The organism is Natrarchaeobius oligotrophus (assembly GCF_003841465.1).
GTDB lineage: Archaea > Halobacteriota > Halobacteria > Halobacteriales > Natrialbaceae > Natrarchaeobius > Natrarchaeobius oligotrophus.
Genome location: NZ_REFZ01000010.1, coordinates 126,891 through 148,370, shown reverse-complemented (window position 1 = coordinate 148,370; position 21,480 = coordinate 126,891). Strand labels below are relative to the sequence as shown.

At 62.0% G+C, this 21,480-nt stretch carries 20 protein-coding genes; 10 read left to right on the top strand and 10 right to left on the bottom strand.

The features are described 5' to 3' along the window. Positions 1–313: 313 nt before the first annotated feature. From EA472_RS14995 to fmdA, 4 genes are all read right to left on the bottom strand, one after another. Entirely contained in the window at positions 314–556 is a 243-nt protein-coding gene (locus EA472_RS14995) for a DUF7385 family protein (RefSeq protein ID WP_124192326.1), read from the bottom strand. Between the two features lie 224 nt (positions 557–780). Further along, entirely contained in the window at positions 781–1,590 is an 810-nt protein-coding gene (locus tag EA472_RS14990; RefSeq protein ID WP_124192325.1) for a CheR family methyltransferase, read from the bottom strand. A 560-nt stretch (positions 1,591–2,150) separates the two neighbouring features. Further along, entirely contained in the window at positions 2,151–3,365 is a 1,215-nt protein-coding gene (locus tag EA472_RS14985) for a Cdc6/Cdc18 family protein (RefSeq protein WP_124192324.1), read from the bottom strand. A gap of 1,236 nt (positions 3,366–4,601) precedes the next feature. Next, a complete protein-coding gene (fmdA, locus tag EA472_RS14980; protein ID WP_124192323.1) occupies positions 4,602–5,861 on the bottom strand; it encodes a formamidase in 1,260 nt (419 codons plus the stop codon). A 329-nt stretch (positions 5,862–6,190) separates the two neighbouring features. Between fmdA and EA472_RS14975 the strand changes: the two genes are divergently transcribed. Then, on the top strand, positions 6,191–6,712 hold the full coding sequence (locus EA472_RS14975) for an AmiS/UreI family transporter (RefSeq protein WP_207891170.1): 522 nt from the start codon (positions 6,191–6,193) through the stop codon (positions 6,710–6,712). Between the two features lie 71 nt (positions 6,713–6,783). On the opposite strand, the gene EA472_RS14970 is transcribed toward EA472_RS14975, so the two are convergent. Further along, positions 6,784–8,721, bottom strand: a complete 1,938-nt coding sequence (locus tag EA472_RS14970; protein ID WP_124192322.1) for an archaea-specific SMC-related protein — start codon at positions 8,719–8,721, stop codon at positions 6,784–6,786. A gap of 294 nt (positions 8,722–9,015) precedes the next feature. Here EA472_RS14970 and rdfA point away from each other — a divergent pair, with 294 nt between their 5' ends. From rdfA to EA472_RS14950, 4 genes are all read left to right on the top strand, one after another. Then, positions 9,016–9,672 carry a rod-determining factor RdfA gene (gene rdfA, locus EA472_RS14965; RefSeq protein ID WP_124192321.1) on the top strand — a complete coding sequence of 219 codons (657 nt, stop codon included), beginning with the start codon at positions 9,016–9,018 and terminating at the stop codon, positions 9,670–9,672. 169 nt (positions 9,673–9,841) lie between these two features. Further along, positions 9,842–11,794, top strand: a complete 1,953-nt coding sequence (locus EA472_RS14960) for an AMP-binding protein (RefSeq protein WP_124192320.1) — start codon at positions 9,842–9,844, stop codon at positions 11,792–11,794. Between the two features lie 213 nt (positions 11,795–12,007). After that, entirely contained in the window at positions 12,008–13,693 is a 1,686-nt protein-coding gene (gene thsA / locus EA472_RS14955) for a thermosome subunit alpha (RefSeq protein ID WP_124192319.1), read from the top strand. A 293-nt stretch (positions 13,694–13,986) separates the two neighbouring features. Beyond that, the gene (locus tag EA472_RS14950) at positions 13,987–14,610 is read left to right on the top strand and encodes a hypothetical protein (protein WP_124192318.1); all 624 of its coding nucleotides are present in this window, start codon (positions 13,987–13,989) and stop codon (positions 14,608–14,610) included. 10 nt (positions 14,611–14,620) lie between these two features. Here EA472_RS14950 and EA472_RS14945 read toward each other — a convergent pair whose 3' ends face one another. Further along, positions 14,621–14,884, bottom strand: a complete 264-nt coding sequence (locus EA472_RS14945) for a transcriptional regulator (RefSeq protein WP_124192317.1) — start codon at positions 14,882–14,884, stop codon at positions 14,621–14,623. A gap of 235 nt (positions 14,885–15,119) precedes the next feature. On the opposite strand from EA472_RS14945, the gene EA472_RS14940 reads away from it, so the two are divergent. Beyond that, the gene (locus tag EA472_RS14940) at positions 15,120–15,707 is read left to right on the top strand and encodes a carboxymuconolactone decarboxylase family protein (protein ID WP_124192316.1); all 588 of its coding nucleotides are present in this window, start codon (positions 15,120–15,122) and stop codon (positions 15,705–15,707) included. Between the two features lie 1,290 nt (positions 15,708–16,997). Next, the gene (locus EA472_RS14925; protein WP_124192315.1) at positions 16,998–17,279 is read left to right on the top strand and encodes a PadR family transcriptional regulator; all 282 of its coding nucleotides are present in this window, start codon (positions 16,998–17,000) and stop codon (positions 17,277–17,279) included. 70 nt (positions 17,280–17,349) lie between these two features. Here the strand turns inward: EA472_RS14925 and EA472_RS14920 are convergent, their stop codons facing one another. Further along, the gene (locus EA472_RS14920; RefSeq protein ID WP_124192314.1) at positions 17,350–17,886 is read right to left on the bottom strand and encodes a DUF3368 domain-containing protein; all 537 of its coding nucleotides are present in this window, start codon (positions 17,884–17,886) and stop codon (positions 17,350–17,352) included. Then, entirely contained in the window at positions 17,887–18,177 is a 291-nt protein-coding gene (locus EA472_RS14915; protein ID WP_124192313.1) for a UPF0175 family protein, read from the bottom strand. Between the two features lie 96 nt (positions 18,178–18,273). Here EA472_RS14915 and EA472_RS14910 point away from each other — a divergent pair, with 96 nt between their 5' ends. The 3 genes from EA472_RS14910 to EA472_RS14900 all read left to right on the top strand — a co-directional run bounded on the left by EA472_RS14910 (position 18,274) and on the right by EA472_RS14900 (position 19,928). After that, on the top strand, positions 18,274–18,714 hold the full coding sequence (locus tag EA472_RS14910; RefSeq protein WP_124192312.1) for a universal stress protein: 441 nt from the start codon (positions 18,274–18,276) through the stop codon (positions 18,712–18,714). A 152-nt stretch (positions 18,715–18,866) separates the two neighbouring features. Beyond that, on the top strand, positions 18,867–19,343 hold the full coding sequence (locus EA472_RS14905) for a hypothetical protein (RefSeq protein WP_124192311.1): 477 nt from the start codon (positions 18,867–18,869) through the stop codon (positions 19,341–19,343). Between the two features lie 123 nt (positions 19,344–19,466). Continuing rightward, entirely contained in the window at positions 19,467–19,928 is a 462-nt protein-coding gene (locus EA472_RS14900; RefSeq protein WP_243637858.1) for a hypothetical protein, read from the top strand. A gap of 78 nt (positions 19,929–20,006) precedes the next feature. Here the strand turns inward: EA472_RS14900 and EA472_RS14895 are convergent, their stop codons facing one another. Beyond that, complete coding sequence (locus EA472_RS14895; RefSeq protein WP_124192310.1) at positions 20,007–21,068, bottom strand: glucose 1-dehydrogenase; 1,062 nt, start codon at positions 21,066–21,068, stop codon at positions 20,007–20,009. Then, positions 21,065–21,445 (bottom strand): RidA family protein, encoded by a 381-nt coding sequence (locus tag EA472_RS14890; protein WP_124192309.1) that lies wholly within the window; start codon positions 21,443–21,445, stop codon positions 21,065–21,067. The genes EA472_RS14895 and EA472_RS14890 overlap by 4 nt, the downstream gene beginning before the upstream one ends. Positions 21,446–21,480: the final 35 nt, after the last annotated feature.

The following is a 21,480-nucleotide window of genomic DNA, read 5'->3' as shown; positions in this document are numbered from 1 at the left end:
ACCCTTTCGTGACGGTCCGTAACGTCGAGCGAAACCGGAACGGACGGACCGACGTCACGAATCCGACGGAGAGAGAATCCCGTTTCTCCCGGATTCGGGTAGCCCGTGACAGAGGCACGTCAAGCGGAACGACGCGTCGAACAGACGGTCCGGAACGCTCCCCTGGTTGTATCGGGTGGGCGAAACAGTTAGTAAAGCGAACGAAACCGATATTTACGGCCATACCAGTGTAAATATATTGGCCGAATTGATTAACCACGGTATTGAAACGATCGAAACGCACGGGTGACGGGTCCAAGTGGACGGACTGGACTCAATCGGTCTTCTCGTGACGAAATAGCGCGACGTCGTCGTCACGGCGAACGAGACAGAACGGAGCGCCCGCGTGCTGTGGTACGCTAAACGTTTCTGCTCTGATGAGCACGAGTCGATCGAACGCCCGCGAACAGACCGGACAGGTGAGGCCGTCCCGGTCGTCGAACACCGCGACGTCGCCGCTGTCTCGAAGCAACTTCATCCGGTGTCGGTGCTCGTGTACGTCGAAGTCAACGTTCATCGGTCCTCACGTCGGTAAAGTCGACGTACAATCGACGGGAAGTTCAGTATATCGGCCGGCGTCGCAGATTCTCGAGGAAAATCACACGCCACCGGTGGCGATCACGAGCAAGACGAGGAGCCGATCACGAATAAAAGTGACCTGGTGGTTGTCCGAGCCTGAACTGGCGAGCGAGATCATGCGGGAGGACTAGATTTCGGTCGGCAGCCGACGCTCGAAGAGTACTAGAGTCGTCTGTAGATCCGGTGTCGGTTATCGACGGGGGAGAACGTCGATTTGAGCTCCGGCGGAATCGTCTCGCTCTTTCCGATCACCAGGTACCGATCGCGACGAAGCGAGTCAGCGATTGTCTCCAGCATTGACTGTTTGTACTTCGTATCGATATAGATGAATAGATTTCGGCAGGTGACGAGATCGAATCCGGATTTCGGCCTGCCGTTGATCAGATCGTGGCGCTCGAACGAAACGGTTCGTTTGACGTCGTCGCGGACGTGGTACGTGTTCGTACTCGAGTCGTAGTCGACGTACTGAGTATAGTCTCTCAGAAACGAGAGTTCGTCACCGAGATCCGACGTCCGGGACTCCTCGTACGTGCCGCTTCGGGCGACCTCGAGCGCCTCGTCGCTGATGTCGGTCGCCAGAATCTGGACGTTCGATTCGTCGATCACGGCGTCGTCGTGGACGAGCATCGACAGCGAGTACGGCTCCCGTCCGTCGGCACAGGCCGCGCTCCAGATCTTGAGGCGTCGTTCGCTCTCCCAGACCGTTCGAAGGACGTCTCGGACCCCATCCCACACCTCAGGATTCCTGAAGAATCCAGTTACATTTATACTAAGAGAATTGAGCAGTTCGGCCTGTTCGTCCGAATTCGATCTGACGAAATCGAAGTACTCGGTGTAGTCGTCACATCCCGTTCGACGCATCCGGGCGGTGATCCGACGGTCGAGATAGCTGTCGTTGTAGTGGCTGGTCGCGAAGCCGAGATCCGTCTCCATATACTCGAGAAGAGCCCCAAACGAGTCGTCGGTTGGCACAGTGGTTCTATCACTGGGGAGTCGAAAGGATAAGTTTGCTGATTGCGACGGCGTCCCGGTTCGACGGCGAATGGGTATCGAGAACGGGCAGAGGACCGAATCGAGCGCGGCTGCACCGATCGAGAGGTGCGTCGATCGGCGTGGAGAACACACCCTGTTTCCGGTGAAACCGAACGATCGACGACGCATTTACTGAATCGGACGCCGGTCGGTCGCATTTCCGCCGAAGCTGAACGAAGTCAGCTGAACATTCCGACGACGAGCGACGTCGCTTCCCGCACGAACGATTGGAGATCGTACGCTCCACCGGAAACGCGGTGTGTCGAGGGTTCGACGGCGCGATAGATACGTCGGATCGAAATGGGACTAGATATCGACGGTGTTTCCCGACGACGGAAGGAACCACACCGGATTTCCGGTGAAAAGATCGAACGTCGAGAGAACGGATGCGTGCCGGTGGTTCGAAGCGTGACGGCAGCTCGGGGGGCGATCAACGTGACCGCGGCTCGGAAACGACCAACGTGACAGCAGCTCGGTGGACGAGACGTCGCCGACGGTACCTAGTCGACCGTGTCGGCCAGGACGTCCTTGACGACCGCCGGGTCCTCGAGGAGCGTGTGTTCGGTGTAACTTCCCTCCGCACTGCCGCCGCTGTGGCGGGACTGTTCGACCACGTCGAGAAACGCGTGCTCTTTGAGAAGATCGCGAACGCGACGGAGCGAGAGCGCGTCAGTTCCCTCCTGACGACAGATCTGTTCGTACACGTCGTAGATTCGCGTTGTCCGGAATCCCTCGTTTCCGTCGGCGGCCGCATCGTCACACTGTTCGAGCGAGAGGACGGTCAACGCCTGCAGTGCGTAGCGGGAGTGTGGCGTCGATCCGCGGATGAGTTCTCGGAATCGATCGACCTCCGCGCGTTCGCGGGCCTGCACGACGAAGTCCTCGCGGACGGTGTCTGCCCCTTTCGTCTGTGCGATCTCGCCGGCGTAGCGGAGAATGTCGATCGCCTTTCGGGCGTCACCGTGTTCTCGAGCCGCCAGCGCAGCCGCACGCGGGATGACACCGTCGTCGAGGACGCCCTCCCGAAACGCGTCGCTTCGCGCAGCCATGATTTCGTTGAGCTGGCTCGCGTTGTACGGCGGGAAGACGAACTCCCGTTCACAGAGGCTCGATTTGACGCGTTCGTCCATCCGATCTTTGTACTTGATCTTGTTACTGATCCCGATGACGCCAATCTTACAGCTCGTGACCTTCCCCGCCTCGCCGGCGCGAGAGAGCTGCATCAGGATCGCGTCGTCCTCGAGTTTGTCGATCTCGTCGAGAATGATGAGCGCGACGTCGTACTCCTGATCGAGGATCCGCCAGAGCCGTTTGTAGTACGTCGCCGTGCTGATTCCCTTGTCGGGGATGTACACGTCCGTTTCGGTCGTGTTGACCGAACTCGCGATCGTCTGGGCCGCCTGCGTTTCGGTCGTATCCTGTGCGCAGTCGACGTAGGCGAAGACCGCTCCGATTCCTTCCTCCTCGGCCGTACTCACGAGCCGTCTGGAGACGTACTTCGCACACAGCGACTTGCCGGTTCCGGTCTTCCCGTAGATGAGGACGTTGCTCGGACTCTGTCCGAAGATCGCCGGATTGACGGCGTTGGCGAGCTGTCCGATCTCTTCGTCCCGTCCGACGATGCGACCTTCGTCCGGGAGGTGGCTGATCTCGAGAAGTTCCTTGTTGACGAAGATCGGATCCTCCCGGATGAAGAGGTCGTCGGATTCGGACATGTACCTGAACACCGTGTTTCCGGTGAATCGTCTTGAGCGTTTCGACGAAGTGCGTCCGTCGACGAACCCCGTAGTCAGATAGTTGTCAATAGAGCGGACGAAACTGAGAGAATCGGACAGCACACACACACCACGTTTCCGGTGAAATGGTGCTCGAGGGTGAATGTGCTCCAGATGAAACGGGGGTTTGGGAGAGTTTGATGGGCAAGCGTCGCCGGACGGTGCTCGAGCGCGGCGTGAATTCGCGGCCAAAACCGGAGATCGGACGATGCGAGGAGCACCAACGAAATGAAAGAGAGAAACCCACGAACGGACGATTCGACTGGAAGATCGCTGCCAGTCGAATCGACCACCGCCGATTCTTTTCGATCGATAATCGATACAGCCAATGGACTTTACTCAACCATACAATATAAAACCATGTCAGACGTAACTCCACAGTGAGGACAAAACAACCAGTAGATCGTCGACGACAGCTCGTGAAAACCGGCAAAACTCGCAAAATCGATCTCGAGTCACCCACTCTTTTTCTCCATTTCACCGGAAACGTGGTGTGTGTGTGCTCGGTCGTTTCCCTCCTTATGAAATATACCAGATAGATATCTCCGGTAGCGGAATCATCGATACTCGATCGAACGACCGTCTCCGGTTGTCGTCGATCTCGGCTGTTGGGAGGATTCGATCGTTGGTCGCTGGGAAGGATCGTCGATGGTGAGAAGGATCGTCGATGGTGAGAAGGATCGTCGACGTCTGATTTGGTTCGATCGTCGAGTTTCACCGGAAATACGGTGTGCAGCCTTTTCACAGCCGTCGATCACGTACTGAAGTCACGTACCGAAGAAGTCACGTACGAATGTAGATCACGTACCGAAGCCGTATCTCGCGTAACGACGTCGGCCACTGGTCTTAGCCGTCGTACCGTCCGTCGGGTGAGTATCGCCAGCTCTCGAGATTCACCGGAAACGAGGTGTGTTTCCGTCGGTATTCGGTCGGTACCCCGAATGTACCGGCAAGATAGACTCACCGGAAATCCGGTGTGCGTCGGCGGTCTCGATCTGTGCCAGCGAACAGTGATTCACCGGAAATCCGGTGTGTCCACGGACAGTTCTGCACGTGTCGATCCCGAACCGAGCGTGTGAGTCGCCGAAAACGAGTGTGCGCTCGCGATGTGGGACACGAACGAGGTGAGCGTTCACTGGAGTTGCCGCGAGCGCCGTCGTCACTGCCTTCGTCGAATTACGACGTCTCCGCTACTTCGCCACGGTCACCGGTCGCGTCGCCGTCGGCTAATCTGTCCGGATTGATGTCGAACTCGAAGATTTCTTCCGGGACGGACACCGTCACGCAGGTGTTCGGCAAGTCGACGATACCGGCGATTCGACTCTCGACGGGTGCCGTACTCAGGATCATGTACGCCTGTTCGGCGGTGTACCCGAAGTTCGTCATGTAGTCGATGGCGTCGAGACACGCACGACGCATGCCGACGTTCGCGTTCTTGTAGTGTTGGGTGCCGTCCTCGTCGACCGAGTACCCCTCGAAGACGACGTAGTTCGAGAAGTCAGGATCCATGTATCCTGGCTTGAACAGCGCGTAGTCCGTTCCCATCTTCTCCATCCCGTTTTTGATCACGTCGACTTTGAGGTCGATCCAGCCGGCCATCTCGATCGCGCCACAGAACGTGATCTCGCCGTCACCCTGCGAGAAGTGCAGGTCGCCGGTGATGAAGTTCGCCCCGTCTACGAACACCGGTAAGTACACGCGGGAGCCGCGTCCGAGGTTCTTGATGTCGCAGTTTCCGGCGTTCTCTCGGGGCGGGATCGTCCGCGCTGCCTTCTCAGCGGCTTCGTCCACCTGGTCTTCGTCCATGTCTCCCAGCAGGACGTCGTTGGGTTCGGGCGGAAGCGCAAGCGGCGGCTGCTCTTCGCGCGTCTCGTGGTTGACGGCCGTCTCGGCGTCCGTTCCGCGTTCGATGAGTTCGCGCTCCCGCCGGTTCCACTCCTCGAGGAGTTCGTGTGACGGTGCGGTTCCGAGGATCCCGGGATGGGCGACGCCGGGGAAGCGAACGTCGTCGATGTGACGCGAATGCGTCATCACGCCGTCCAGCTCCCAGATGCTCTTTCGCGCTTCCGGGAAGTGGTCTGTGAGGAATCCGCCGCCGTTTTCGGTGTCGAAGATGGCGTTGAATCCCCACTCGTGATCCGGGAACGCGCCGAGGTCGAGGATGTCGACCACGAGAACGTCCCCCGGCTCGGCCCCGTTGACCTCGAACGGCCCGCTGAGGTGGTGGTTCGGGTCGAGCGCCATGTCCCGGATGTCGTTCGCGCTGTCGTCGTTGTTGACCTGATTCCCCGTCCAGTCGAGACACTCGATTCGAACCTTTTCACCGGGGTCGATCGAGGCTACCGGCGGCACGTCGGGGTGCCATCGATTGACGATCGGATCCGGTTGCTCGTCCGGCGGTGCCTCTGTGTCTACCTCGAAGACTGTCTCTGGCATGATACGTGTTCACTGTTCTCGTCCCTGTATTTATAATTATTTATCGTATTCCGATACGTCGCTGGTGCTCGAGGCGTTTCATCCGAGCTTACCAAAACATGTTATGTTGAGGAAGTGGTTACCAACTCATGGATTGGTAACTTTGGTCGTCTCCGCGGTCTGGTGGTCGTCAGGGACGTTCCTGTGGATAAATTATAAATAATCATCCTCCATGTCTCAAATTGGCATGCACCAGGATGCATCTAGCCAACGGCGAGCACAGCCGCGAGATCGTACCGAACGGACCGTCGACTCGCTCGACGAAAGACCGACGACACGAGAGGTGACCCATGACGCTCTATAGCGTCCTCGGAATGGGATTGCTGTTCGTCGGCGGCGTCCTGTTCGTCAACGGCTTCTGGCTTCTGGGTCGAGGGTCCGACGAGGACGTCGCCGTATTCAACTTTCTGACGGGGCTCATCACGTTCATCATCGTCCTGTGGTGGGGCTTCGGCGAGGGATCGGAGGGGACTCCGTTCAACGCGGCCGGAACGATGTTGTTCTCGTTTACGTATCTGTGGCTCGCTGCCAACGCCTACCGCGGCGTCGGCGATCAACGGTCGTTCGGTTGGTACTGCGCCTTCGTGGCCGTTACGGCGGTTCCGACCGGCTACCTCGTCTTGCTGGATGGCGACATCGGACTCACCGCCCTCTGGTGGATCTGGGCGGCGCTCTGGGCGGCATTTTTCGTCTTGCTCGGCCTCCAGCGCGACGAGTACACGGTTCCCATCGCGTGGTTTACGACCGTCGTCGGGATCGTGACGGCCGTCGCTGGCTACCTGATGGCGGCCGGCTTCTGGCCGTGGGCCTGATCCACTTCTCGTCTCCAACACACCGTCCGGTGACCGACGTTGCCGGACGTCGTCACGACACTGCGGTCCCGTTACGAGAGACTCTCGGTCGCGTATACGCGATCGTACTCCTCCGGTAGCGCCGCTGCATCCTCTTCCAACAGCGCGAGTACGAGATACTCCGTGTAGTCTTCGACGTACTCGACGAGCGCTGCGATCCGGGAGGCGTCGATCGCTTCGACCGAATCGAGCAGTATCATCGGAACGACGTCCGAAACCTCGTGGGTCAGATAGCCCGCCAGCGCGACTACGAACCCGACGACCTCGCGCTCGCTCTCGCTCAGGTGCGAGACGTCGTCCTCGTAGGCCGTCCCGTCGTCGTCGGTTCGGACGATGTGCAGATCGAACGACGTTTCCTCGCCGTCCGTTCGCCGTTCGATCCAGACACGCGCGACGTTCTCGTAGTCCAGTAGATCGAGGACGTCCCCCATGTGTTCGTTGAAGGTCTCGACGACGTCCCGCTCGAGGTCGTCGACGCGGGACCGAAGCGACGTGATCCGATCGGCGAGGTCGTCTCGTCGCGCCTCGAGATCGTCGGATTTGCTGAGGCGGTACTCGATCTCGTTGATCTCGTCTTCGAGCTCGCGGAGCTGACGATCGATCTGTCCGCGCTCGTACTCCAGTTCGCTCAACCGTTCGTAGTCGGCGAGGTCGTCGTCGGTGTCGGCGGCTTCGAGGTTCGATCGCAGCTCTTCGATCTCGCCTCTGAGCGCGTCCGCTCTGGACGTCAGCTCCGCGATGTTATCGCCCCTGGCTTCGAGTTCGCGCTCGAGCTCCGCTTTGTTCGTCCGAAGCTCCTGGCGACGATCGGCCGTCTGTTCGATCGACTCCCGTCGCGAGCGCAGCTCAGCGAGCCGCTCACGGACCTGCTCGCGTTCGCTCCGCTTGGTCTCGACCAGCCGCTCGATGTCCTCGAGCCGATCCCCGATCGCCCCCCGGTTGACGTCGCTGCCACAGGTCCAGCACTCGATGGATTGCCGTCGGGGGTCCAGTCGGCTCGCCGGTTCGTCCGCGACTGCGAGTTCCGAGACGATCGATCCGTCGCCGTCCAGCACCTGTCGATTCTGGGTGAGAATCGTCGACAGCTCGTTGATCGTCGTCGACAGCTCCGACTCTCTGCCCCGGAGCCGATCCATCTCGCGTTCGAGTTCCGAGAGCCGTTCGTCGGGGACCTCGAGGTCGGCGAGCGACGCCCGGACCTCGTCGAGATCGTTCGCGAGCTCGTCTCGAATGGTTCGCTGGGTCTCGAGTTCGGATTCGGTTTCGGCCAGCCGCGTCTGGGTCGAGTCGATCTCTTCGAGGATCGACTCGACGTGGTCGCTCTCGGTCGCGTTCGCCTCCGTCGCGTCGATACGCGATCGGACGTCCTCGAGTTCCGATCTGAGTTCGTCGCGCTGCGTTCGGAGATCGGTTCGTCGCTCCTCGAGTTTCGGCAGCCGCGTCCGCTCGCGCTCGATCTCGTTGAGCCGTTCGTCGACCCCGTCGCGCTCCGACCGAAGTTCGACGATCTTCCGCTCCAACTCGTCGGTATCGACCGGAGCCAGGAGGTGATCCGACAGATCGTCGTCCGCCCGAACGGCGCGTCTGATCGGGTTGTCCTCGAGCAGACAGACGAACAGGTCGACCAGCTGATCGGCGTCCGTGTAGGGATTACCGTCGGTTCTGACGCCGGCTCCGGTTCGTTCGTGGCGACGTTCGTACGTTTCGCCGCCGATGGTAAGCGCGACGCGACCGGCGTCGGCGTCGCGTTTCAGCACGCTCGCAGAACCGCCGAGTCCGCCGGCGAGCGCGCGCAAGAGCGAGGTACGGTTCGTCGCGTTCTGGCCGGTGAGCAGCGTCACTCCGCGGGAAAACGTCAGATCGACGGCATCGATACCGCCGATGTTCTCGACGGCGATCGCGGTGTCGGTAGCCGACGTCGCGCGTCGATTTCCCTGTTCGTTCTGTCCGGCCATCTGATTGTCAGTCATAGGCACCCCGTCTCTTTAAACCATTTGGTTCGATGCTCGTCGAATCGCGGACGCTCCGGCGTGCTCGCCGCCGGTCCGGCAGGAAACCGTTCTCGAGGACGAACCGGACGCGAACGTCGAACCGCGGCTCGAGTCCCCCTTCCCGCGACCGATCCGAATCGTTTCTTCCATCGAGTACCACGGGTCGCCCCGCTCTTACGCGGCGACCGACTCCGTCCTCCCTCCCGCAGGGATCGGCCCCGTCCGGCCGCGAGTAACCGGAACTGGTTTCCGCTCGGTCGCCTACTCTGGGGTATGGATTTCGATCCGGATCACGACGACCGTTCCGATTCGGAGCCGGTGTCCGAGTGCTGTAAGGTCGGGCGAACGTCGCTGTCGTTCGACGTTCCCGACGCCGCGAGAGAGATCGCGAGTAGACGGCGGGACGGGGAGAGCTATCGGGATCTGGCGGAGTACTTCAACGTACGACTCGTCGAACGGGCGCTCGAGCGAGCGGACGTCGACAGCGGTCGATCGGTCCACGCCGCACTGGTGGCCGGGGACGTCGCCGCGGAGGTGTATCGCATCCTGCGGTCGGGGGGTGGATCAGACATTCGGCGCGCGGAGCTTCGCGCCCGGTTGGCCGATGCGGGCGTCGACGTCGAACAACTGGAATCCGCGTTCGTCTCTCACGTCACGATCAGATCTCACCTCACCGAGTGTGCGGACGTCGACGCCCGGGAGTCTCCACCGTCGTTCGAGCAGACGGTCAACACGACGCAGTGGGCCCGAACTCGAGCTTCGAACGTCATCCAGAGCACGCTCGATCGCGCCGTCGAATACGACCAGCTTCGAACCGGCCCGCTCGAGGCGGAGCTGTTCGTCAGAGTCACGTGCGACGAGTGCGGCGAGTCGTACTACCTGGCGGAACTCCTCGACTCGCGCACCTGCTCGTGTCAGGACACCGGCTGACGTTCGTTGGATCACCGAACTCTACGGACTGTTGTGAATTGCTGGGCAATAATTAACAATCTGTGGCTCGATTGGGAATTTTTTCGGAGAGAAGTTACTATTTACGCGACTATCCTTCCGGATTTTGCCAAATATTATATGGGCGCGGGGTGATTGTGTCATCGGTGTAATGGTGACGGAGTTTGGAACCGATCGACGTCGAACGATTCCGCCGCCAGCGTCGTTCGTCGATCAGGCGAACGTCACCGATCCGGGGGTGTACGAGCAGTTCGAACGCGACTGGCCCGACTGCTGGGAGCGGGCGGCCCGCTTTCTCGAGTGGGATCGCGGCTACACGGACGTTCTCGAGCCGATAGCCGGTCCGCCGTACTACCGCTGGTTCGTCGACGGAACGCTCAACGCCTCGTACAACTGCGTGGACCGCCACGTCGAAGCCGGACGCGGGGACGAGCCGGCGCTTCGATGGATTCGAGAGAGCGGCGACGCACAGACGTACACCTACGGGGATCTCCTGGCCGAAGTGCAGGCCGTCGCCGCCGTCTTTCGCGAACTCGGCGTCGAACCCGACGAACCGATCGTCCTCTATCTCCCCCGCCGACCCGAACTCCCGATTTCGATGCTCGCGGCCGCTCGACTGGGCGTCCCGCACGTCGTCGTCTCGGCGGAGTACTCGCCGGCGCTGTTGGCATCGTTCGTGCGCGAGACGGGCGCACGGACGCTCGTCACCGCCGACGGCTACCGCCGGAACGGGTCGTTCTGCGATCTCGCTTCGAAAGTCGATCGCGGTCTCGAGCGCCTCGAGCGCGACATCTCGACGGTCACGATCGATCGCAACGGCGACGGAACGACGAACGTCGGATGCGACTTCGACGCGCTTTTGCAGGCTCACCGCGGATCGACCGTCGACCCCGTCGCGCGCTCGAGCGACGACCCCCTCTTCGTCTGTTATGCGTCCGGATCTGGGGGCGATCCCATCGGGATGGAACACGCGGTCGGCGAGTACCTCCCGTACGTCGCCTGGACGACCCACGCCGTCCTGGACGTCACGCCAGAGGATACGCTGTGGTGTCCCGCGGGAATCGAGTGGATAACCGGCCACTCCTACGTGGTCTACGGCCCGCTCGCGCTCGGGGCGACGACGGTGTTGTACGAGGGTGCACCGGCGTATCCCGACAGACACCGTCCGTGGAAGATCATCGAGGACAACGACGTCACCCAGTTTTACACGACGCCGACGGCGATTCGAACCTTCATGGAGTGGGGAACGGAGTACCCCGACGCTCACGACCTCTCGTCGCTTCGGTTGCTCGGAACGGTCGGGCAGCGAATCGATCCGGACACGTGGTGGTGGTTCTACGAACACGTCGGCGACGAACGCTGTCCGATCGTCGACACCTGGTACCAGGCCGAGACGGGCGGCATCACGATTTCGACCCTCCCCGGCGTCTGCGAGATGAAACCGGGCTCCGTCGGTCCGTCGCTTCCCGGCGTCGAGGCGTCCGTCGTCGACGCGAACGGCGATCCGGTGGCTCCCGGCGACGCGGGCTACCTGGTGTTCACCCGGCCGTGGCCCGGCTTCTTTCGGCCGATCGGCGACGGTTCTCATGCCGTCGAGTACTGGACGGAGTTCGGCGAGCCGGGCGAGCGGTGGGTGTACTTCTCGGAAGACGGAGCGGTCTGTGACGACGACTACGTCACGGTGCTCGGCCGGCTAGACGACATCGTCAACATCGGTCACTACAGCAAAACCCGGGTTCACGTCAGCGAGATCGAGCGGACGATCGCCGCGCTCCCCGAGATCGACGACGTCGCCGTGGTCTGTGGCGACCACGACATCAAAGGCGAGGCACCCTACGCGTTCGTCGTCCTCGAGGAGCGTTCGTCGGGCGTTCGAGAGCGGATCGTCGAGACGGTCGAGCGAGACCTCGCGTCCCAGGCGTGTCCCGAGGAGGTGTACGCCGTCCCGGAACTGCCGCGGACGTACTCCGGAGGCGTCCTTCGTCAGGTACTGAAGGACCTCCTCAACGGGGAACACCTCGGCGACACGGACCTGTTGCGAAACCCCGAGGTGCTCGACTACATCGCCGTCGAGATCGGTCAGCGCCGTCCGGCCAGTCGCTGAAAACGGCGTTCTCGAGTCGGCAGTTCCCTCGATCGAACGCGCACGACCGCGCACAGGCCCGACCAGCCCACGACGTCGTTCCGTCGGTGACGCGTCCGCGGCTCGGTCCGATCACGGGACGTTCCCTTCGCTGGCACGGCAACCGGTCCGATCGCCCGTTCCTCGGCGGTGCCTTTTATATTGGTGCGCTCGGTAGTTATGCGAGAACACAGCATGCCGGGGAACGACGTTGCCCGTCAGCCACTCGTATCGACAGCCGACGCCGACGACGTCCGGAAATCGAACGTCAGCGCCGGAAAACAGCTCGCCGAGACGGTCCGGACCACGCTCGGCCCGAACGGACTCGACAAGATGCTCGTCGCGGACGGAATGGCCGTCGTCACGAACGACGGCGCGAGCATTCTCGATCGCCTCGACGTTTCCCACCCGGTGGCGACGCTGGTCCTCGAGGTCGCGGATCAACAGGAGTCGAGCGCCGGCGACGGAACCACGAGCGCCGTCGTCCTCGCGGGCGAACTGCTGGACGAAGCGGAGACGCTGCTCGAGCGGGGCGTCCATCCGGCGAAGATCACCGAGGGATACCACCTCGCAGCCTCGCGCGCGACCGATCACCTCGCGGAGCGAACCGTGTCGGTCGACTTCGACGACGACGAACGGCTTCGTGACGTCGCGCGGACGGTCGTGACCGGCAAGTGGGACGAGTCGGGAACCGAGTTCCTCGCAGACCGTGCGGTCGAGACGGTTCGCGCGATCGAACGGGACGGCCGCGTCGGCTTCGAGCGGATCACCCGGAAGACGATCCCCGGCGGATCGTTTTACGACTCCGAGGTGATCCACGGGCTCGTCATCGACATGGCGGAGTCCTCGACGAAGGTCGTCTCGCCGGAGACCGCCCTCCCGAGGCGGTACCAGGACGCGACCGTCGCACTCGTCGACGAAGCGCTCACGATCGACACGGCCCAGGGCGTCGGCGCCGTCGATCTCACCTGCGTCGACGACCTCGAGTCGCTCAAAGCGTACGAACGCGAACGCTACGAGCGCTACGCCGAGACCGTGACCAACGCCGGTGCGGACGTCCTGTTCTGCCAGCAGTCGATCGACGATCCCGTTCGGTATCTGCTCGCGGAGGAGGGCGTCCTCGCCGTCGAACGCACGCGGCGCGACGAACTCCACAAGCTTGCCCGAACGACCGGCGCACAGCCGGTTCCGCTCGACGACCTCTCCCGTGTCGCGACGGGAACGGCGACGACCGTCGAGCGGCGATCGGTCGGTCCGACCGAGATCACCGTCGTTTCGGGTTTCGACGAGTTCGATCAGGTCTCGGTGTTGTTCCGTGGTGGTACGGAACACGTCGCCGCGGAAACCAAGCGCATGCTCGACAACTGCTTTTACGCGCTCAAACTCGCCATCGAGGACGAGGCGGTGGTGCCGGGCGGCGGCGCGATAGAGGTCGCGCTCGCGCGCGAACTCAGAGCCGACGCCTCGTCACTGCCGGGTAAAGAACAGCTCGCCGTCGAGGCGTTCGCGGACGCGCTGGAGACGGTTCCGAGAATACTCGCCGAAAGCAGCGGGATGAACCCGGTCGACGCCGTCCTCGAGTTGCGCACCGCCCACCACGACGGACGCTCGACGGCAGGGCTCAACCTCGAGTCCGGTTCCGTCGACGACATGGTCGATCACGGCGTTCTCGAACCGCTACACGTGAAACGACAGGCGATCGCGAGCGCCGCGGAGGCGGCGAACCTCATCGTCCGAATCGACGACGCCGTCTCGGTATCGGGTAACGGCGACGGACACGACCACGATCACGACCACGACCACGGTCCCGGCGGCCTCGTCCACAGCACGGACGGCTACCCGTGGGCGGTCGGCCACTCGATGGGTCACGATCACCACTAGTACCGTTCCAAGCGTCGACTGATGAGCGAAATCGGACCCCATCGCATGATTTCGCTCAGCAGTTCAGGCTTGGAACGCCACTAGCCAACCAGTCACCTCCGAGATTCCAGGTCGACTTTCGGCCGGTTTCGTGGGCTCCGGCCATCGGCCTCGGATCGATTCACGACTTGGTTTACATATCACGATCTGGTAAGCTAATGCGCTCGCGCGGTCGGGACGGTCCGTTGCCGCTCGAGGGGTCGGAATCCTGACGAAGCTTTTTGTACGGGAGCCGAGAATCTCACGTGCGAGAGATGGCCCACGCGAACGTCCTTCCCAGATTCGACGAGTGCATCGACCTCTATCGGCTGGCCTACGATCGGTACGGAACCGAGCCGTTCACCCTCGACCACGTCGACGAGGAGTTGTCGGTGCGGAACGCGCGCGAACTCCTCGACCTCGCCGTGGCCTACGGCGTCCTCGAGTTCGACGGAACGACCTACCGGGTGCGGTGTGAACCCGACGACCCCGCCGACGCCTGGCGGTCGGCGCTGACGACTCGGGCCCAGCGGGTACAGCGATCGCTCGTCGACCGGTTCGTCCTCGAGGAAGACGGGGATCTCGAGGACCGAACCCCCGACAGCGACGTCCTCACGTACGATTCGAACCGCTTCGAGAGCGTGTTCGTGTCCGAATCGGACGACCTCGACGCGATCGCGGACGCGATCGTCTCGCGCTCGTCGGGATCGACCGCAGGCGTCGTTCTCCGTTCGCCGGGCGAGGACGCGGGTCACGTCCAGTGGTGTGCCGACCGCCTCTGTGACCCGTCGGCGGTCGCGGAGACGTCACTCGAGGAACCACTTCAAAAGGAGTACTCCGACGTCGCCGGCGACGACAAGAACGATCTCGAGTTCAGGCTCTTCCTTCGCCAACCCTGACCGATACTACCTACTCGTCGACCGATTCGACGAAGAAGACCGGTTCGTTGATCGCCCACCCGCCCGACTGGAGGTTCTGCGAGAACGTCACCTGGTGACCGTCCGGATCCTCCGCGATGACGGCGTACGTGTCCGTGTCGACGACCTCGTACGTCAACTCGTGGTTGTTCACCGTCAGCGTGTCCCCGACCTCGAGATCGGTGAACCGTTCCGTGATCGCGTTCGGATCGAGCGACTCTTCGGCGGACGGACGATCGGAATCGTCTGACGTCATCGATACCCGCACGTTCAGTTGCGAGCGTCTTATGTGTTGTCTCGTCGCGTTCGTCGGCTACTGCGTCGAACGCGAGTCGCCTCTCCTCGACGCGAATTCGGCTGTCTCCGGAACCACGAGTTCGTCTCCGTTCACGGGTCGAACCCGTTCGAGCCGACCGCTCCACCGTTGCCTTCGACCGCTGCGTTCTACCGAAATGCTAAGTTATACCAATCCACGGGGACTATCTCGAGTCATGTCGTCTCGTCCGAACCCCCTCACGCCGGAAGACGTCGACGACGATCGCGTCGGGAAACTGCTCGAGGACGCCGAGACCGGGTGGTACGGCGACGCCGCGTTTTTCGGCGCGATGGCCCGCTGTCCGCCGATTTTCGAACACCTCGTCGCGGCCTTCGAGTCGTTCGGACTGGGCGCGAACGTCGACGCCGAGTTGCTCGAGTTGATGCGTCTCAAGGTGGCCGAATCCCACCAGTGTGCGTACTGCGCGACGGTTCGAACGCTCGACGTTCGCGAGGAGGTCGCGCCGAAAGAGGACGCCGTCTTCGGCGACGTCGACGCCGACGCGCTCTCGCGCCGCGAGTACCTCGCCGTCTCCCTCGCCGAGGTCCTCTCGAACGACCCCCACAGGCTCTCCGACGACTTCTTCGCCGAACTCGGCCGGGAGTTCTCCGACGACGAAATCGTCGAACTCCTGTTGTTCGCCGCCCTCGAGGTCGGCCTCGATCGGTTCTGCATCGCTCTCGAGCTTCAGACGACCGACGACAGCGCCTACCCCGACGACCTCGACTATCCCCTCGAGAATCCGCGCCCGAAGACGACGTGACGGCATCACGTACCGCGAACGACGCGTCTCGAGATCGAACCAACCGGATGCACGTCCGTCAATCCGGTAGCGGAAGTGATCTGCGAGCCAAAACGCATCGCTTCGAACGCACAACTGGCGAGGGTAGACGCCCCTCGCTTCCAGATCATATCACACTAGTAGGTATTATGTGGATAGTATGTATCTGTCTGCTCGACACTGGTGGAATCCGCCGTTGCGGCGAACGTCGTCGGGGCCGATCTGTTAGTACGGCGTCGGGCGTGACGTGGTACAACGATAGCAGAGATCACACGTTTGCCGATCCCTCGAGCGTATTCGTCTTTTCGCTACGGACTCTCCGCTCGAAGAACACCGCAGCTTTTACTTTTATAAACTTCTATACTCGTTTGGATAACGTCGATACCATACATTTGTTGCAGAAATATGCAAATCAGACGGGAATATTCCTTCTTCTCTCGAATTTCGAATACCGAAATTCTCCTCGAATCGGAAATCCGTGAACTGGTTCCCGAACGTGTGCTCGGCCCCTCCCTCTGGACAATATATAATAATACTTAGGATTAGAAACTATTATAGGATATATGACTATCCGTGGTCGGTTATGATACCGACAAATCCGACGTTCGTTGGCTGCACCGATTTAAATGTCACCCTCGCGAAATCGAGCGACGTTGACGTCGATCGAAAGCGTCTCGAAGTCGTCAGCCCCGGCGATGAGCGTCGCATCCGTCTCGTGGGCGAGTGCAACGCCGTGAGCGTCTGCGAATGGGACGTGGCCATCTGCCTCCGCCTCGCCAGCGAGCCGCCAGTCGACTCGACCGATTTGAATTCCCGCCGCTCGAGCGCACGGAGATCCCGATCGGCAGTGCGACAATCGTAGAGGGATGCGATGATCGCTGCGGTGCCGAAGACGTATTTGTCGCGCATTCCTCCTCCGCCTCAGCCAGTCGGAGTCGGTCGACGCGGACATCTTCACGTCGGCGTTTCCCGCGTTTCAGTTCGCGAACCCGGTCGAGTACGTCGCCACGCTTGCGGTCAGTATCGGCGTGAATCTCGCCCAGCTCCTCGAACGACGGAATCGGTTCGACGATGGTTCGCTCGTCTGTCCCGTAGATGAACACTTCGCCGGGGGTGTCGATCCCGAACTTCTCTCCACAGCCGACACTCGTCTCTCGTTCGGAATCGGATTAACACCGCGACACTCCGGATAAAATGACCCTACTAAACTACGGTAATATGAATAGTTTTGATTCCGTGCATTTAATATATGGTACTTCCGTACTACCCTACATGTACGATTTAACAGGATTTCAGCGCGACCTGCTGTACGTCGCCGGCGGACTCAACGAACCACACGGACTCGCGATCAAAGACGAACTCGAGAACTACTACGAATCCGAGATCCACCACGGTCGTCTGTACCCGAATCTCGACACGCTCGTGGACAAAGGGCTCCTCGAGAAGGGGACCAGGGACCGCCGCACCAACTTCTACACCGTGACCCGCCGCGGCCAGCGCGAAATCGAGGATCGGCGCAACTGGGAGAATCAGTACGTCGAGGATCTGGTATAACGGAGCCCTGCTGGCAGACGGTTGCGTGATGGGCTAACGCCGCCGATCTCGCGGTGGTCGAGGACGCCGCTCACCGTTTGCCGCCCGCATTCGATCGATCCGCGAGCGACTCGATCGTTCGGACGATCCGTGCGTAGACGTCCGGCGCACAGTACCATCCCCGATCGACCATCGCGTCGATCGTCTCTCGCGCTTCGTCGGCGTCGATTTCGCCTTTTTTCGCCGCCAACAGTACGACGTACGCCGTGCCCCTCGTTTCGATCCCCTCGACGTCGGCGGCGTTTCGACCGTAGGCGTCGTCCATTACCGCGATCCCGTCGACCGCTGCCGCGTGCGCGAGCACCGACACGTCGGCGTCGCTGAGGTCCGGATTGCGGTCCAACCGTTCCGAGACGTCCGTCTCCTCGACCGAGGCGACCTCGAGGACGCCCTCGTCGATACGTCGTTCGATTCGGCGGGCGTCGGGGTAGCCGCCGTCGAGGCCGCTCGCGACGACCTCCGCGTGGACCCGTTCGGGAAGGACGCACCGTCCGTCGAGGGTGGTGACGAGCTTCAGCCGCCTCGCTTTCGCCAGGTATATCAGCGGCGTCGCGTCGAAGATCCACATCTACAGCTCCTCGAGGTCGCGCTCGAGGTGGTCCGCCGACACCCACGTCGCGTCGCGCTCTCTGGCGAGACGGGAAAACTCCCAGACGGACGTTCCCGCCAGCTCCGCCGCCTTCGAGAACGTCACCTCCCCGGCTTCGAGTCGTTCGAGCGCGCGCTCCCGTCGCCACTCCTCGAGTCCCTCCGCGAGGAGCTTTCGAACGGCGGTGCTACGGTCGAGTCGTTCCTCCTCGAGGTACTCCTCGAGTTCGGCCTCGAGGTCGTCGGGAACCCGCGTCGAGATCGTGCCCATGCGTATACTTCGTGTACCATGTATACAAACGTTTCCCGTTTCGGATCGGCACGGACGCCCCTTCCGATTTTTGTCCTCCCGAACCGTATCTGGAGTATGGCGTTGCACGTTCTCGTCCCGATCGACGGCTCACAGCAGTCGTGGTCCGCGCTGGATCACGCCCTCTCGACCGTCGACGACGGGACGATCACCGTTCTCCACGTCGTCAACCCGGCCGAAGGCGTCTACAGCGACTACGGCGGCGGCGGCTACTACGATCCGGAGACCCACCGGCGAGCGATCGAGCGCGGCGAGGAGCTCGCAGAGCGCGCCCGCAGCCGAGCCGAAGAGATCGGCGGTCTCGAGACGATCGTCCTCGAGTCGGCCGTCGAAACCGGTCGACCGGCGCGAACGATCGTCGACTACGCCGCCGACCACGACGTGGACCGGATCGTCATCGGAAGCCACGGACGATCCGGCGTCGCCCGGGTCCTGCTCGGGAGCGTCGCGGAGACCGTCGCCCGTCGGGCACCGATCCCCGTCACGGTCGTGCGGTGAGCGTCAGTTCACGTCCGCCCCAGTCGTCCTGCGAACGTCGGTACGTTCGCTCCGATCGTTCGGCGACCGTCGACTGGACTTCGTTCGGGAGCGCCGTCCGGAAACTGCATCCGATACCGTTATGCGACCGGCTCCGACTGGAGGTAGTAACGATGGGCGAACGAGAACGGGACGAGCACCTCGATCGACTCACCGCGATCCGTCGGCGCGCCTGCCCCGTCTTGCACAGGGTAACCGAGCCATTCGGCGGGTACGTCGAGTGTACGATGCATCCGTCCGAGTACGTGGGAACCGTCGAGCGGACGCTCGGGCGGTTTCGCTCCGACCTTCGGTCGATGGGTTTTCACCGCGAGCCGATCGCGGCGCTGAAACGCCACAGCGACGGCCGCGCGTCCGCCGGGAGCTGGGTGTTTCGTCGGTCGCTGTTTGCGGACGAACAGCTCCACGTGACGGTCTTTCGGGCCGGCTCCGACCGGATCGACACCTACGCGCACTGGGAACACTCCTGGATCAGACACCCGATCAAACACTATCGCGCACACGGGTGGAATACGTCCGCTGGCGTCTCGACGATGCGGTCGCTGCTTCGCGAACACGACATCGCGTTTCGACTCGCGCGAACGGAGTGACGGTCTCGTTCGCGACGTCGTTTCCGCTACCTGATCGATTCTACCACCTCTCCGATTTCGAAACTTTCAAGCGCCGTAACTGATAGCTGGTAGAAATATGGTGTCGTCCGTGGTTGGATCCGTATGGTCTCGCCACTCAGACGATTCCTGGTGATGTTCGGCGGTTCGGTCGTCGCAGCGGCCGCGATGACGGCCATCCTCGCACCGCCCAACGCCGCAGCGATCGCCCTGACGTTCGGCGTCGTGCTCGTGGCCGGCGTCGTGCTCTCGTACACGATCGGCTACATCGGCATTCCGTCCGACAGCACCGCCTATCCCATGTCCGGTCCGACGAGCAATCCACCCGAAGAGCCGACGGAGGCGAGCAGAACGGACGCCGAGGAGTTCACGTGGGTCCTCCGCGAAGGGATCGGCGTCGCCATCGCGTCGCTGTTCGGCCTGCTGTTGCTCGCCGTTTTCCTGCTCGAGATCACGGGACTTCTCGGCGACTCGCGGACGGTCGACGGTCTTCCGGGCTGGCTCGTCGTCGGCGTCGCCGGCCTCACGCTCGTCGTCCTTGCACTCTGGAGCTGGCGCGGACGTTGAAGATGTGTCTAAATCAAATGTATGAAAAACATCTGTTAAATTTGGGAAAACGGCCGTCGACGGACGCCCGGCGGGGCGTTAGCGGGTGCCGAATTCGATGACCGTCTTGATCCGATCGTCGCCACCCTCGAACGCCTGGTCGACCTCTTCGGGCGTGAACACGTCGGTGATGATCCGATCGAGGAACCAGTCCGGCAGTCGATCGAGCGACTCCTTTGCGGACTCGAAGTGGCGAAGGTGTGAGTTGACGCTGCCCAGCAGCGCCTTGTTCTCGAGGACGAGCTCGCGGTGGAGTCGCCCGCCGTCGATCTCGAACGTCCAGTCGTCCGGGATACCGAGGAGGACGCCGACGCCGTTCGGTGCGAGTGCGTCGACGGTCTCGTAGGCGTGTTTCGCGTATCCCGTCGCCTCGTAGACCAGATCGGCGGGTTCGTGGACGTCGGCGAACTCGGTGACGGGGGTTTCCCTCGAGTCGACGTAGGTGGCTTCGAGGTCTTCGATGATGTCGATCGTCGGATCGGGTCGATCCCGGCGGCCGAGACAGTACGACCGCTCGACCGTCGAATCGAGCATCGCCAGCGTCAACAGCCCGAGTGGGCCGTTGCCGAGTACGAGCGCCGTTTCGGGATTCCAGTCGAACACCGAACGCGAGGAGAACGAGTGTTCGAGCGCCTTGACGGTGTTGCTCATCGGTTCGACGAGGATTCCGGTTTCGGCGAACGCCGCCGGAATCGGGACCAGGTACTCGGCGGGGCTGGTAAAGTACTCCGACATGAACCCGTGTGCGCCGTCGATCCCCCGTTCGAGGTACGTCCCGGGCGGAGCCATATCCGGTTCGCCGCGTTCGAAGTACTCGTTCGAGCCGGCCGGCGGTCGACGGATCGTCGGCACGACGAGCTGTCCCTCCTCGAGGTCGGTACCGTTGGGATCTTCGACGACGCCGACGGCCTCGTGGCCGAGTATCTGGTAGTCGTCGCCCTCGGGAAAGCCGCCGTGGGTGCCTTTGAGTACCTCGAAGTCGGTGCCGTCGATCCCGACTCGAAGCGTTCGCATCAACGCTTCCCCGTCGTCGGGCTCGGGAGCGTCGATCTCGACGACTTCCGGCGAACTCGCTCCCGCCTTGACGGCGACTGCTCTCATTGGCTGACCCGTGCGATGACTTCGATTTCGACCCCGATGTCGACCGGCAGATCCTCGACCTGGACGGCGCTTCGTGCGGGGTAGGGCTCGCTGAGGTAGCTCTCGTAGACGCCGTTGATCGCGTCGTAGTTGTCCATGTCCTGGACGAAGACGGTCGCCTTCACGACGTCGTCGAGCGAACTACCCGCGGCCTCGAGGACGGCGCCGATGTTTTTCATCGTCCGGTGGGTCTCCGCTTCGATGTCGTCGCCGACGATGTCGCCCGTTTCGGGATCGATCGGCCCCTGTCCGGAGACGTACACCGTTCCGTCGTCGACGAGTCCCTGCGAAAACGGTCCGATGCTCGGCGGTGCGTCGGCTGTAGATACCTCTTTCATAACCAACTAGATGATTTCCCGCGTCGATAATGTAG

Bases quoted from the DNA above. Each gene is read 5' to 3' on its own strand.
- EA472_RS14995 (WP_124192326.1), bottom strand. From the start codon at position 556: ATGAACGTTGACTTCGACGTACACGAGCACCGACACCGGATGAAGTTG.
- EA472_RS14985 (WP_124192324.1), bottom strand. From the start codon at position 3,365: ATGTCCGAATCCGACGACCTCTTCATCCGGGAGGATCCGATCTTCGTC.
- fmdA (WP_124192323.1), bottom strand. From the start codon at position 5,861: ATGCCAGAGACAGTCTTCGAGGTAGACACAGAGGCACCGCCGGACGAG.
- EA472_RS14975 (WP_207891170.1), top strand. From the start codon at position 6,191: ATGACGCTCTATAGCGTCCTCGGAATGGGATTGCTGTTCGTCGGCGGC.
- EA472_RS14970 (WP_124192322.1), bottom strand. From the start codon at position 8,721: ATGACTGACAATCAGATGGCCGGACAGAACGAACAGGGAAATCGACGC.
- rdfA (WP_124192321.1), top strand. From the start codon at position 9,016: ATGGATTTCGATCCGGATCACGACGACCGTTCCGATTCGGAGCCGGTG.
- EA472_RS14960 (WP_124192320.1), top strand. From the start codon at position 9,842: ATGGTGACGGAGTTTGGAACCGATCGACGTCGAACGATTCCGCCGCCA.
- thsA (WP_124192319.1), top strand. From the start codon at position 12,008: ATGCCGGGGAACGACGTTGCCCGTCAGCCACTCGTATCGACAGCCGAC.
- EA472_RS14950 (WP_124192318.1), top strand. From the start codon at position 13,987: ATGGCCCACGCGAACGTCCTTCCCAGATTCGACGAGTGCATCGACCTC.
- EA472_RS14945 (WP_124192317.1), bottom strand. From the start codon at position 14,884: ATGACGTCAGACGATTCCGATCGTCCGTCCGCCGAAGAGTCGCTCGAT.
- EA472_RS14940 (WP_124192316.1), top strand. From the start codon at position 15,120: ATGTCGTCTCGTCCGAACCCCCTCACGCCGGAAGACGTCGACGACGAT.
- EA472_RS14925 (WP_124192315.1), top strand. From the start codon at position 16,998: ATGTACGATTTAACAGGATTTCAGCGCGACCTGCTGTACGTCGCCGGC.
- EA472_RS14920 (WP_124192314.1), bottom strand. From the start codon at position 17,886: ATGTGGATCTTCGACGCGACGCCGCTGATATACCTGGCGAAAGCGAGG.
- EA472_RS14915 (WP_124192313.1), bottom strand. From the start codon at position 18,177: ATGGGCACGATCTCGACGCGGGTTCCCGACGACCTCGAGGCCGAACTC.
- EA472_RS14910 (WP_124192312.1), top strand. From the start codon at position 18,274: ATGGCGTTGCACGTTCTCGTCCCGATCGACGGCTCACAGCAGTCGTGG.
- EA472_RS14905 (WP_124192311.1), top strand. From the start codon at position 18,867: ATGGGCGAACGAGAACGGGACGAGCACCTCGATCGACTCACCGCGATC.
- EA472_RS14900 (WP_243637858.1), top strand. From the start codon at position 19,467: ATGGTCTCGCCACTCAGACGATTCCTGGTGATGTTCGGCGGTTCGGTC.
- EA472_RS14895 (WP_124192310.1), bottom strand. From the start codon at position 21,068: ATGAGAGCAGTCGCCGTCAAGGCGGGAGCGAGTTCGCCGGAAGTCGTC.
- EA472_RS14890 (WP_124192309.1), bottom strand. From the start codon at position 21,445: ATGAAAGAGGTATCTACAGCCGACGCACCGCCGAGCATCGGACCGTTT.